The following is a 13,138-nucleotide window of genomic DNA, read 5'->3' on the forward strand; positions in this document are numbered from 1 at the left end:
CCATGACACTCAATTTTCCCAATCCCAGCCGTTCCTACGACGCGGCGGCCAAGCGTATTCGTTTCGTCGGCCATGACGGCATGTTCGAAGTCCCGTTCTTCGTCGAGGTTGCGGCACTTTCGGCGGCAAACCCGGCCGCAAGCGGAGCCGAAGCCGAATTTCTCAGCGCCTTCGACGCCAAGCGTTCGTCGATCCACGATATTGCGCGCGAAGCCTACTCGCATGGCCGCAGGAACATGTATGTGCTGACGCCGGCCGACTTCCGCTAGTTTGGGGTTTGCTCCATAGTGCCCGTCGTCTGCTCTTGCACGCGCCGCAGCGATGGCCTAGATCGCGGCAGGCGGACAACACGGCAGGTTTCCCATCAACAGAAATCCGAGACAACCGGCAGGCGCACGTTACGGCTCAGGCGGGCAGCCGCCCCTGGGGCTTGACCAGTACGTGCAGCAGGCGCTGCAGCTGCACCAGGCGGGGCGCCGGCAGGAGGCCGAGGCGCTTTACCGTCAGGTGCTGGCGCAAAAGGCTAACCACTCGGCCGCCGCGCATTTCCTCGGGCTTCTGCTGCACCAGACCGGGCGCAGCGCCGAGGGGCTGGCGCTGATCGAACAGTCGGTTCGGCTGCAGCCGAACAATCCGGATTTCCTCAACAATCTCGGCACCGTGCTGCGCGACCTCGGCCGGGTCGCGGCCGCAGCCGATCTCTTCCGCAAGGTGGTGGCAACCAGGCCGGACCAACTGGCGGCGCGCGACAATCTCGGCTCGTCGCTGAAGCAGCTCGGCCAATTCGAAGGCGCCGAGGATATTTATCGCGGTACGATCGGCCGCAACCCGTTCCATGTCCGCGCCCGTGTCGGGCTTGCCGAGACGCTGCAGGAAGCGGGCCGGCTGGATGAGGCATTAGCTGTTTTTCGCGAGGCGCTGACGATCCGGCCGAAGGATGCCGATCTTTTGCATGGCCTGGGTGTCGGGCTGATGGAAAAGGGCAGTCTCGACGAGGCTGCGGATCTTTTCAGGCAGGCGCTGGCGGTGGATCCCGGCATGGCAAGGGCCTGGCTAATGCTCACCCAGGTCAAGCGCCAGAAGGAGCGCGACGCCGAGCTTGCCCGGATGGAGGCGGAGCACGCCAGGGCGCCGCAAGGCAGCCTGCCGCGCATGCAGCTTTCCTTCGGCCTCGGCAAGGCCAATGACGACCTCAGGGATTATGGTCGCGCCTTCGACTATTTCGCCGAAGGCAACGCGATCCGCCGCCAGGGCATCGACTACGACGCCGACAAGACGCGCGGCGAGTTCGAGGCGATGAAGGCGGTGTTCGACAAGGCCTTTTTTGAAAAGCACAGGCCGAGCGGGATTACCGACGACACGCCGATCTTCATTGTCGGCATGCCTCGTTCCGGTACCACGCTGGTCGAGCAGATCATCGCCAGCCACCCGCAAGTCTATGGCGCTGGCGAGCTCAGCATATTGAAGACGGCGGTCGGCAAGCAGTTTCCGCTCAGCATGAAGGGCGGCTTTCCCTGGGGCATCGCCGACATGTCCGATAAGGCCTATGCCGAGGCCGGCCAGGCCTATCTCGATGTGCTGCACGCCCGCTATCCCGGGTTCCGGCACGTCACCGATAAGATGCCCGGCAATTTCCTGTTGGTCGGTTTCATCCACATGATGCTGCCGCAGGCCAAGATCATCCATTGCGCGCGCGATGCGGCAGCGACCTGCCTGTCGATCTACAAGGTGCACTTCCGCGGCGACAGCCACCGCTACGGCTACGATCTCGGCGAACTCGCCGATTTCCACAATCTCTACACCGACATCATGGCGCACTGGCACGCCGTGCTGCCTGATGTCGTGCACGACGTTCGCTACGAGGATTTCGTCGCCGACCAGGAAGGCCAGTCGCGAGCACTGATCGCCCATCTCGGCCTGCCATGGGATGACGCCGTGCTGTCGTTTCACCGGACCGACCGGCCGGTGCGCACGGCGTCCGCCGCGCAAGTGCGGCAGCCGATGTATCAGGGCTCGGTCGATCTGTGGAAGCGCTATGGCGACCGGCTGAAGCCGCTGCTCGACAGGCTGGCTTAGAGCGCCGCTGGGCCTTAAAAGCGCGTCGCGCTCGATCGGCCTCATGCGACGCGCTTTAGATCCTTGTTTTTATGCATGTCGTTATCGCAAAACCGCTGCGCGACATGCATCAAAGCTCCATAAACGGCTGAAAGCCGCCGAAGATCATGCGCTTGCCGTCGAACGGCATCGTCGACCAGTCCGACTTGATGCGTGGGTCGGCCATCACCTTGGCCATCACCGCGTCGCGGCTCTGCCGCGATTCATAGACGACCCACGAGAAGATGACGACCTCGTCGTCCTTGGCCTGTACGGCGCGCGGAAACGAGGTGAGCTCGCCATAAGGGACGTCGTCGCCGACGCATTCGACATAGGCAAGTGCACCGTGCTCCTTCCAGACGGCGCCGGCGGTTTCCGCCAGCTTCTTGTAGGCATCGAGCTTTGCCTTCGGCACGGCAAGTACGAAACCATCGACATAAGACATCTGATTTCCTCCATGCGATTGTTTTCCGCCCTCTTGAGCGGTGATTTCAGGTACAAACCTGTGTGGGGATCCTAAGCTTTCTTCACCGGCGCGTTCATTGCCCATTCGACGCCGAACGGATCACGCATATTGCCCCAGCGGTCGCCCCAGAACATCACCTGCAACGGCACGACTTCCTCGCAGCCCGCCTCGATGGCCCGCTTCCACCAGGCGTCGATGTCGTCGCTGCCGAGATGGAGCTGCATGGTGTAGCCCTGCGGCTTCACAGCGGGCATTCCATGCTCGGGATAGAAGTCGGAAAGCATCAGCGTCGAACCGTTGATGTGGAGATGGATATGCATGGTACGGCCCTGTTCGTCCGGCGGATAGGCAAAGACCTGCTCGGCCCCGAAGGCCGTTTGGTAAAATTCGGCGGCTTTGAAAGCGCCGTCCAGCTGAAGGTAGGGCGTCAATCCGCCAAGCACCTTGGCGGCGGGCTGGGTCTGCGGCTGGTCATTCATGTCATGCTCCTCTTTGCGTCTGATTTGCCTTTGCGAACCACAGGACGAACGGAACGGCGACGATCCTACACGGCCGATGGTTTTTTGGATTCGAAATGGCGCCTGCCGCAACGGCCAACTGCCACCTTTCAACCTTCGATGCGAATCCGCGGGCTGTTTTGCGCGTCGACGACGATTTCCGGCCAGCCGATATCTTTGCGCAACTCGATCGGCAATGAAAGGATGGCGCGTTCGCTGCGATAACGGGCGCGAGCCGCCGAGTAACGCGTCACGGCGTGACCTATGGATGACAGAATAGACATGATGCTTTCTCCTCGATTGGCGCCGGCATCACCGTGTCGGCAACCCAAGGACGTGGCATGCGATCATCATCCGACAGAGCGCCGGAATTTTTTTTTCCGCAATTTTTCAACCGCCGGTTTCGGCAACCTCCCGGAAGAAAGCTTCCGGGTCGTCGACCTCGGTCAGCCGCCGTTTCTCGATCAGCCAGAAGCGGTTGCCAACCGCGCGGATGAAGGAGCGGTCGTGCGAGGCGAGCAGACAGCTCGCCTGACGTTCCAGCAATTCCGCTTCCAGCGCTTCCTGGCCATCGATGTCGAGGTGGTTAGTCGGCTCGTCGAGTAAATAGAAATTGGGATTGGCGAGCCTGAGCGCCAGCATCATCAGCCGCGCCTTCTGTCCGCCCGACAGCACGCCAATCCTGCGCTCCTGCATGTCGATGCTGACGCCGGCGCCCGCGAGCAGCGAGCGGGCGCGCTGCTCGCCAACGTCGAATCTGTGCGAGAGCATCGCCAGCGGCGTGTCGTCGCCGCTGATGCCCGACAATGCCTGGTCGCTATAGCCGAGCACCGTCGACGGCGTCACCTTCAGGCTTTGCGCCGCCATTTCCGGCTCGACGATGGCGTTCCGGATCAGGCCGATCAGCCGTGATTTGCCGACGCCGTTACGGCCGAGCAGGACGATGCGGTCGCCTTGGCAGATGTGGCGCTTGCCGGTGCTGAACAGAACCGTGCCGTCAGGTGTTCCGACCACCAGATCATCCAGCGTGATCAGCACCTTGGCATGGCTGCCGCGATTGGCGAGCTTGATCGCGCCCGCCGATTTTTCGCGGTGTGCCGGCGCTGCCGCTTCTTCCAGGCGCTCTGCCCGCTGGTTGAGCTGCTTGGTCTTGACCGTCAAAAGGTCGCTGCCGGAATTGATGCCGATATTGTTGAGCTTGGCCGCCTGCCGGCGCAGCTTCTGCGCCACTTTCATGTCGCGCTGGAATTTGCGCTCGGTCGAAGCGTCGACCTCGTCCAGCGCAAGCCTCGCCCGTGAATAGGGCAGCGAGAACACCGGTGACTGTTCGGGGCGCAGGAACATGGTGCGGTTGGTCGTCGCATCGAGAAAAGCCCGGTCGTGGCTGGCAATCACAACCGGCACCTCGCGCGGCAGGGCGTTCAGCCAGGTCTCGAGCTGGCTGATCTTGCCGAGGTCGAGATGGTTGGTCGGCTCGTCGAGAAGCAGGACGTCGGGATCGGTGACCCAGACGCGGGCGATCAGCGCCAGCCTTTGCCAGCCGCCGCTCAAGGCCCGCATCGGCCGCTCGCGCATTGGCTCGGGCACGTCGAGCGAATCGAGGACCACATCGACGCGCCACAGCTCGCTTTCGGCGTGCTCGGACGGCAAGGCATCGGCCACCACCTCATGAAAGCTGCGCCCGGCCAGCGCTGCGGGAATGACCTGCTCGACATAGCCGACGCGCAGGCCGCGCGTGCGGGTGATGTCGCCTGATGTCGGCTCCATGTCGCCGGTCAGGCACTTCAACAAAGTCGATTTGCCGCGACCATTGGCGGCGACGATGCCGAGCCGGTCGCCGGCGCCGATGGTGAGATCAAGGTTGGAGAAGAGCGGCGCACTCATGGTGACGCCGAGGGACTTGAGGCTGATCAGGGCCATTTTGATTTCTCTGGTCTTGCCGGAGTCCGGCTCAATGCACTTTGACGGTGCGCGTGCTGGCCATCAGGCTCGGCGTTGCGGCACCACGAAGGGCAGACCAAAAAATCGAAGCGGGAAAACCCGGACCGTCCCTGGTCAGCCCTGCAAGCAAGCTCGCAGGGCAGAAATCGGGCCACGCTGACGATGGTGGTCGAAAGACACGCAGCCCTCCTTTCAAGAAGTTTGAGTGAGGGGAAGCGATTACACCAAAGGCAGGGCGGATGGCAAGGGAGGGGTGGAATGCGGGGTGTCAGCCTCGCCTGATCCCTTCGGCCCAGGCCACCAAGTCCTCCTCGCTGCTGCGCAGCCGCTTCATGACCCGTTGCATGGGCCAGCAGGTCACTCCACTTGCAACTTCGAGGGCCGCGTTGATTTCCCCTTCGGGATCGTTGTCATCCGTCAGCCAATGCCCACCGAGTTCCTTGCGGAGCACCTCACCGCAGTAACATCCCAACGCAAACAGGCGTGGCCCGACATCTTGTGAAATCAACCCGCCAGAGATGGGTTCTCCATCCTTCGTCTGCTCGCGAAAGAACCGTTCTACCTCCGATATGCTCCGTGGCGTGAAATCGACGCGATAGCCCGAACTTTGCAATGCGCTGGATATCCATTGCGCGGCGACCGGAATGTCGTCCTGCAAGCGCCGCGGCGCGCTCGTTGTTTGAGACGTCGCGCGTGACGGCAGGAAGGCTGCGGCAACGGCGGCGAGAAGTCCAAAGAAACGACGCGTCATCATCTGTAGCCACCCAAGCGGTGGCGTGAAGTTACATGTGTCGCTTGAGGAGCGCCATGGGTAGAACCGCTGCTATTTCCCTGGTCTGCCAGTCTTGCCAGGACGACGCTTTTCGCGGCGGGCGTCGGCTGGGTCTTCGTAGGAGCCGATACCGGCACGCTGGCGGACGATGGGCTTGGCGGAATCGCCGCGTTCCTTCGCGCCCCCCTCTGTCCTGCCGGACATCTCCCCCACAGGTGGGGAGATCGGCTGTGGCTTGGCCGGCACTTTTCCCTCGACCGGCTTCTCGGTCCGCCGCACGGTCATCTCGTCGAGCGAGTTCTTCTTGAACAGCGGCTTGGTCGGTTCACCCGGGATGCCGAAATCGGAGCCGTGCGCTTCTTGCGCCGACTGTTTCTTGAACAGCGAACGCGACACCGCGCCTGAAGGCGTCGGCATGTCGGTGCCGGGGCCCATATCGTCCAGCGACGGCTTGGCAAACAACGGCTTCTTGACCGGCACCGAGCCGTCGGCACCCATCTCGTCGAGCACCGGCTTGCGGAAGAGGTTTGGCCGGGCGGCCTCTTCGGTGGCACGTGCCTCGTCCAGTTTGCGGAAACGCTCCTGTTCCTCTGATGTACGATGTTTGGCCACGCCCTTGTTGTGCTTACCCTTCTCGCGGCCGGAGACGGGGCTTTCCATGTCGGCATATTTGGCCAAAGGATCGTCCGAGATCGACAGTTCCATGTCGCGCAGCCGCTTGATCTCATCGCGGACGCGCGCCGCCTTCTCGAAGTCGAGATTGGCGGCGGCGTCGCGCATCTGCTTGTCCAGCGCGTCGAGATGGGCTTTCAGATTATTGCCCATCATGGCGCCGGCGCTGTCGGTGAACTGCGAAATGTCGGCGCGGACATGGTCCTTCTCGTAGACCGAGTCCAGAATGTCGGAGATGCGCGATTTGACCGATTCCGGGGTGATGCCGTTGGCCTGGTTCCATTCCATCTGCTTTTCGCGACGGCGATTGGTCTCGGCCATCGCCCGCTCCATCGAGCCGGTGACCTGATCGGCGTAGAGGATGACCTTGCCGTCGACGTTTCTGGCGGCGCGGCCGATGGTCTGGATCAGCGATGTCTCGGAGCGCAGGAACCCTTCCTTGTCGGCATCGAGAATGGCGACGAAGCCGCATTCGGGAATGTCGAGGCCTTCGCGCAGCAGGTTGATGCCGACCAGCACGTCGAAGGCGCCGAGGCGCAGGTCGCGCAGGATCTCGATGCGCTCCAGCGTATCGATATCGGAGTGCATGTAGCGGACGCGAATGCCCTGCTCGTGCAGATACTCGGTCAGGTCCTCGGCCATACGTTTGGTCAGCACGGTGACCAGCGTGCGGTAGCCGGCCTTGGTGGTCTCGCGGATTTCGCCCACCACATCGTCGACCTGCGTCTTGGCTGGGCGCACCTCGACCGGCGGGTCGATCAGGCCGGTCGGGCGGATGACCTGCTCGGCGAAAACACCGCCGGACTGCTCCATCTCCCAGCCGCCGGGTGTTGCCGAAACCGCGACGGACAGCGGGCGCATGGCGTCCCACTCCTCGAAGCGCAGCGGCCGGTTGTCCATGCAGGACGGCAGGCGGAACCCGTACTCGGCCAGCGTCGCCTTGCGGCGAAAGTCGCCGCGATACATGCCGCCGATCTGCGGTACGGTGACGTGGCTTTCGTCGACAAAGACCAACGCATTGTCGGGGATGTATTCGAACAAGGTCGGCGGCGGATCGCCCGGCTGGCGGCCGGTCAGATAGCGCGAGTAATTCTCGATGCCGGCGCAGGAGCCGGTCGCCTCAAGCATCTCCAGGTCGAAGCGGGTGCGCTGCTCCAGCCGCTGCGCCTCCAGCAACCGACCGGCCCGTTCGAGTTCGACCAGCCTATGCTTGAGTTCTTCCTTGATCGACTTGATGGCCTGGTTCAAGGTCGGGCGCGGCGTCACATAGTGCGAATTGGCGTAGATCTTGACGCTCTTCAGCTCGCCGGTCTTTTGGCCCGTCAGCGGATCGAATTCGGTGATCGCCTCGATCTCGTCGCCGAACAACGAGATGCGCCAGGCACGGTCCTCGAGGTGAGCCGGGAAGATCTCGATCGTGTCGCCGCGCACCCGGAACGAGCCGCGGACGAAGTTTATGTCCTGGCGCTTGTATTGCTGGGCGACGAGGTCGGCGAGCAACGCGCGCTGGTCTAGGCGGTCGCCGATCTGCATCTGGAACGTCATCGCCGTATAGGTCTCGACCGAGCCGATACCGTAGATGCAGGAGACCGAGGCGACGATGATGACGTCGTCACGCTCGAGCAGCGAGCGCGTCGCCGAGTGGCGCATGCGATCGATCTGCTCGTTGATCGAGGATTCCTTCTCGATGTAGGTGTCGGTCCGGGGCACATAGGCCTCAGGCTGGTAATAGTCGTAGTAGCTGACAAAATACTCGACGGCGTTTTCCGGGAAGAATTTCTTGAACTCGGAATAGAGCTGCGCGGCAAGCGTCTTGTTGGGCGCCAGGATCAGAGCGGGGCGTTGCGTCTCCTCGATCACCTTAGCCATGGTGAAGGTCTTGCCCGAGCCGGTGACGCCGAGCAGCACCTGGGTGCGGTCGTTGCTGTTGACACCCTCGACCAGATCCTTGATCGCCGTCGGCTGGTCGCCGGCCGGCTCGAAATCCGAGACCATCTTGATGGCGATGCCGCCTTCGGATTTTTCCGGCCGGGCAGGGCGGTGCGGCGTCCACAGCACGCCGTCCTTGTGCAGCGGATTGCCGGATTCGATCAGCGCCGACAACGCCGCGACGGTGGCGGTGACGCCGCCCGAAGCCATGGTCTCGGCCTCTTCCAGTGAGACATCGAGGCCGGCGACAGGATTGAGACCGGCCGCGGTGCGCTCCCGCGCCGAAGCCGCGCCGCCCATCGAGGTGCCGCGTGCCGTACGGCCGGGGGAAGACGAGCGCTCGGGGATCTTTTTCGCCGACTTCGCTAATTTGCCGCCGACTTTGCCGGAAACGCGCCCTTCCTTCTCGGCTTCCTGCTCGATCTGCTCGGCCCAGTCGGCGATCGAGCCGGTTAGCGGCGCGCCGGTGAGCTCGGCCTGCGGCGCTTCGGCAAAGCCGTGCAGTGGCTCCGAGGCATCGAGGAAATCGGTCAGCGGACTGCGCCGCTTGGGCGGCGATGCGCGATCGTCATTCGCCGGCGGCGGCGTTTTCTTGTCGGAGAGTCTGGCCATGGCCCGAATATGGGAGGTATCGGCCAAAATGGAAAGAGCGGAGTGCCAAGGGGCGCGAGGCACAATCCAGCTGCTGACAGAAGGGTGTCAGGAGCACCGTCCAAGTTTCCCGCTCAATTAAACCAAAGCGCAAATGTCAGAAACCCGGCGCCGCCGAATTGGCGCTGGATCTGGTTGAACTCCTCGCTGGTGAGAATCTTGCCGCGTTCGAGATAGGGCGCGATGGCCGGGCCGGTGATCGACAGCACCAGGTCGAAGGGCTTCGGCTCGTCGAAGAAGCGCTTCATGTTGATGCCTTTGTCGGCGATGCGGAAATGCGGCAGCAAGGTGCGGCCTTCCAGAAGATCCTCGGCCATGGCCAGCGCGGCGAGCCAGGCCTGCACCTGCTGCTCGCCGACGTCGAGGCCGGTGAGCGGGCTGGCGCCTTTTTGCTGCGGCCCGGGCAGCCATTCACGGTCATTGTCGGTTTCGGCGCGGATGGCTTTCCAGTCCTCGCGCGACAGCCGGATCATTTCCATGAGATGGCGGCGCGCCGCTTGCCGGCGCTCCGGCTCGACCACTTGCCAGTTGACGAGATGGACCAGGGAGATGAAGTCGGCGAGCCGCCATTCGGACGACAGGATGCCGCCATTCATGCCACCGTCCAGCGGCACGAGCGTGTCCTGCAGCGGCAGTTTTGCGCGCGGGAACAGCATGTGGAAGGAGCCGTCGAAGGTGTTGCTGAAGTCATGCGCCAGCCAGAAATCGGCCTGCGCCATCAGGAACTCGGCATAGCCCTGCAACCAGTAACCGTCGGCGCGGTCGAAGCGGAAGGTGAGGGCGGGTGCGGCCGCGTCTGGCGCACCGCCGCCGCGTGACAGGGACGCCATGATCGCGGCGGCACTTTCGTCCGGCGCGATCTGGCCGTCCTCGTTGAGATCGATGCCGAGACGGGTCAGGTCGATGACCATGCCGATATCCGCGTCGGCGGGTACCGAGCCCAGCGTGGCTGCGGATTTCTCCAACCGGTCGCGGAAGGCGACGAGAATGGCGCGGAATTGTTCGTAGGTCAGCGGCTCGGGATCGGCATTGTCCGGCACCGGCAGCCGCATCAGCGGCAGCATGAACGATTGCGGGCTTTCGAAACCGTGGCGGTACAGACCGCCGGCCAGGATCTCCAGCGCGGTGAAGAATTCACCGGCGCCGGTGGCATAGGCCGATGCAGGATCGCCGGGCGCGGCGGCTTCCAGCGCGGCTAGCGCGCTGTCGCGCTCGGCCACGGTTTTTGCCTCGAACAGGGCCGCCGGTTCGGGAGCTGCGGTGCTGGCCGCGGACAGCGGCAGGAGAAGAACGATGGCGCATGCCACCAGCCTGGAAAAACGCGTCATCGTGATCGCCCCTTCGTCGCTCCGCAGTGGATCATACACGCATTTGGTTCGCGCGCCTGTAGCCCTGTGGTTCACCGATAACAGTCGAAGCTTCAATCAATCCGGCGGACGGTCTACACAGAGCAAACGATTGGGCGTCGCGTGTCGAATTATCCGCTTTCCTACAAACTGTCCTGGCTTCCCCGTTTCCTCCGGCCTTCGCTCGGCGGCGCGGCTCGCGGCTTCGCTCCGATGGCGGCAACCCTGCTCGAACCGGCGCCGGTGCGGACGGTACGGCTGGCTTTCGTCGGCGACATCTCGGCGGTGGCCAATCGCAGCGCGCCGGAATGCGATCCGGCGATCGCGGCGCTGCTCGCCTCGGCCGATCTGGTAGTCGGCAATTGCGAAAGCCCGGTGGTGGAACGGCCGAGCGCTGTTTGGGGCACAAGGCTTGGCACGCACCATGCGATGAGCGAGCGGTTTCTTGCTGAGGCGCTGGCCGCCGCCGGCATTTCGCCGGAAAGACTGGTGCTGTCGCTGGCCAACAACCATGTGCTCGACCAGGGCATTGCCAGCTTCGACGAGACCGTTGCCGCGCTGGCGCGGCTCGGCATCCGCACGATCGGTGCTGGGGCTCCAGTCGAGCGGCTTGCAGTCGGGGAACTGACCATCGGCCTTGCCGCCTTTACCTTGTGGCGCAATGCCGACGCGGTCCAGTTCGCGGGCCGTGTCTCGATGGCAAGCGATCCGGGACAATGGCCACGCGATACAGTTGAGAGTGTCGACCTCCTCTGCGCGGTACCGCATTGGGATTGGGAATTCCGGCATTTTCCACGTGCGAAGACGCGGGCACTGGCGCGGCTTCTGGCCGAACATGGCGTCGGCCTGGTCGCCGGACATCATGCCCATGTCGTGCAGCCGATCGAGCGGCTCGGCAAGACGCTCGTCGCCTATGGGCTCGGCGATTTCTTCGGCACCGCCTTCGCGCGCCAGCCATGGCCGAGCCGTATCGGCGCCATTCTCGTCGTCGACATCAGCGCCGATCCCGGCACGCGCGGGGCCATCGCCGCCTACCGGCTGCATGCCTTCATGCGGCTGCGCACCGGCGATCATGAGCGGCTGGTGCCGGTTGAAGCGCTGGCGGGAAAATCGAGGCAAAGGGTTCTGGCCCGCCTTGATGCGATCTTCGCCGCGCGCTGACGGCAGCGCTGACGCGGTCCACAAAACCGGCTATCATGCGCTACGCGGGCAGGCTTGTGGCGGCGGGTGGGCGATGGAAACAGCGGATTTCATGCCGAGCGAAGCGGTGATCGCCGGCATCAGGAAGAACATCGAGGCCTACGAGGCCGAAAGAGCTTCGGCCCATCGCCAGACGCGCTGGCGGGTGCCGATGTTCATCGGACTGCTGCTGGTGTTCGTGGCGCTTGTGGCCTGGCTTTTCAACGGGGTTGCCGACCCGAACGAGCAGTGGTTCTCGACCCCGCATGTGTTCCTCTATATCGGCGGCTTCCTGGCGGCGATCCTGCTCTATTTCCAGGCGATCAAGCCGGCGGGCAAATTGCAGCAGTCGTTCCGCAGCACGCTGCTGCCGATCGTCTTCGGCTTCATCGAGGACATGCGGTACCGGCACAATATCAAGCCGAATTCGTTCGACCGGCTGCCGCGCGAGACGGTTGGCCCGTTCAACCGGCAGTCTTTCGACGATGTTTTTTCCGGCCGCTATGAAGGGTTTCCGTTCGAGCTTTACGAAGCAGATCTCCGGGAAGGGACGGGCAAGAGCACGACGGCAGTGTTCAAGGGCGTCATCGTCGCCTTCGAGACGATCGTGCCGTTCCCCGGCACATTGGTCGCCGCGCGCCGGACCAACAAGGTCGTCGGCTTCTTCCGCGGCATCTTCGGCAGCAAGATGCAGGAATTGTCCAGCGGCGTGCCGGAGCTCGATGCCGCCTACGAGTTCCGCACCGACAATATCGAGGCGGCGCGGCCGCTGGTGACCGGCCGGCTGGCGCAGGCGCTGCAATGGCTCGGCGAAACCCGGCCGAACGATCCGGCACGCGTTGCGCTCAGCGGCAGTGACGGTTTCCTGCTGCTGCCGCAGGAAAGGAATTTCTTCGAGCTGCCGGATATCTCCACGCGTCTCGACTACACCAAACACGTCGCGCCGATGATCGCCGACATGGGCGCGATCCTGGCGACCGCGGCACTGGTACGAAAGATCGGCGTGAAGGATGTAGAAGCCGGTTGAACTGGAATTCAGCCGTCAACAATCGAAGCCATAGTTCTGGCGATAATAGTCGGCGTCATCCTTCGACATCTTTTTGAAGAGAACGCAGACAGTGAAACTTCCCACCCGGCGGCCGTTCTTCATATAGCCCCAGTCGGAAATATCGTCCCGGCTGAATTCGATCTCCTGGCCTGCCACGACGTTGTGAACGGTCTGCGGCTCGTTGTCCAAGGTTCCCGCAAATCCGGCCGCCGTACGGTGGAAGGGAATGACCCAGAAATGTTCAGTGGCGTCCCCATCCCTGACCATGACTTTCAATTGGAAGTCGGCCGTTCCGGATGGCGGCGCGTCGGCCAATGCCAGGAAGTCGTCGAGACCGGCACGCGCCTGCTCGATAGCGGCCGCCATCTCCGGATCGTCGCCAGCTACGCTGACGACCTTGTCGTCGCCTTGACCAGGAGTCTGCGCGCCGGCTGATGATGCCGGAGCAAACGCGAGCAACATGGCAAGTGCGGTACGGGCTGCAAGCTTCATGGTGAGACTGCTTTCGACATTTCCGCCAGACAAACCGGATCATCATTCGCC

12 protein-coding genes are annotated in these 13,138 nt (G+C 63.3%); 4 read left to right on the plus strand and 8 right to left on the minus strand.

From position 1 onward, the window contains the following. The first annotated feature begins 2 nt into the window (after positions 1–2). Complete coding sequence (locus tag NKH89_RS25970; protein WP_023719171.1) at positions 3–269, plus strand: DUF1488 family protein; 267 nt, start codon at positions 3–5, stop codon at positions 267–269. 172 nt (positions 270–441) lie between these two features. After that, entirely contained in the window at positions 442–2,076 is a 1,635-nt protein-coding gene (locus NKH89_RS25975; RefSeq protein ID WP_352910515.1) for a tetratricopeptide repeat-containing sulfotransferase family protein, read from the plus strand. 109 nt (positions 2,077–2,185) lie between these two features. Here NKH89_RS25975 and NKH89_RS25980 read toward each other — a convergent pair whose 3' ends face one another. From NKH89_RS25980 to NKH89_RS26010, 7 genes are all read right to left on the minus strand, one after another. Then, entirely contained in the window at positions 2,186–2,539 is a 354-nt protein-coding gene (locus tag NKH89_RS25980) for a DUF1428 domain-containing protein (protein WP_352910518.1), read from the minus strand. A 71-nt stretch (positions 2,540–2,610) separates the two neighbouring features. Continuing rightward, positions 2,611–3,039, minus strand: a complete 429-nt coding sequence (locus NKH89_RS25985) for a VOC family protein (protein ID WP_352910520.1) — start codon at positions 3,037–3,039, stop codon at positions 2,611–2,613. Positions 3,040–3,167: 128 nt separating this feature from the next. Further along, the gene (locus NKH89_RS25990) at positions 3,168–3,341 is read right to left on the minus strand and encodes a hypothetical protein (RefSeq protein WP_023719167.1); all 174 of its coding nucleotides are present in this window, start codon (positions 3,339–3,341) and stop codon (positions 3,168–3,170) included. A 106-nt stretch (positions 3,342–3,447) separates the two neighbouring features. After that, positions 3,448–4,977 carry an ABC-F family ATP-binding cassette domain-containing protein gene (locus NKH89_RS25995; RefSeq protein ID WP_352483096.1) on the minus strand — a complete coding sequence of 510 codons (1,530 nt, stop codon included), beginning with the start codon at positions 4,975–4,977 and terminating at the stop codon, positions 3,448–3,450. Positions 4,978–5,266: 289 nt separating this feature from the next. Beyond that, entirely contained in the window at positions 5,267–5,752 is a 486-nt protein-coding gene (locus NKH89_RS26000; RefSeq protein ID WP_023719166.1) for a hypothetical protein, read from the minus strand. 69 nt (positions 5,753–5,821) lie between these two features. Then, positions 5,822–8,983, minus strand: coding sequence for an excinuclease ABC subunit UvrB (uvrB, locus tag NKH89_RS26005; RefSeq protein ID WP_352910523.1), 3,162 nt, complete (start codon positions 8,981–8,983; stop codon positions 5,822–5,824). Positions 8,984–9,096: 113 nt separating this feature from the next. Then, positions 9,097–10,350, minus strand: a complete 1,254-nt coding sequence (locus tag NKH89_RS26010) for a hypothetical protein (protein ID WP_352910526.1) — start codon at positions 10,348–10,350, stop codon at positions 9,097–9,099. 141 nt (positions 10,351–10,491) lie between these two features. Between NKH89_RS26010 and NKH89_RS26015 the strand changes: the two genes are divergently transcribed. Then, a complete protein-coding gene (locus NKH89_RS26015) occupies positions 10,492–11,529 on the plus strand; it encodes a CapA family protein (protein WP_352910529.1) in 1,038 nt (345 codons plus the stop codon). Between the two features lie 73 nt (positions 11,530–11,602). After that, positions 11,603–12,574 carry a hypothetical protein gene (locus tag NKH89_RS26020; protein WP_352640800.1) on the plus strand — a complete coding sequence of 324 codons (972 nt, stop codon included), beginning with the start codon at positions 11,603–11,605 and terminating at the stop codon, positions 12,572–12,574. Between the two features lie 15 nt (positions 12,575–12,589). Here the strand turns inward: NKH89_RS26020 and NKH89_RS26025 are convergent, their stop codons facing one another. Beyond that, complete coding sequence (locus NKH89_RS26025) at positions 12,590–13,087, minus strand: YegJ family protein (RefSeq protein ID WP_023719161.1); 498 nt, start codon at positions 13,085–13,087, stop codon at positions 12,590–12,592. Positions 13,088–13,138: the final 51 nt, after the last annotated feature.

The sequence above is a fragment of the Mesorhizobium sp. M0923 genome (assembly GCF_040319365.1).
Lineage (GTDB): Bacteria > Pseudomonadota > Alphaproteobacteria > Rhizobiales > Rhizobiaceae > Mesorhizobium.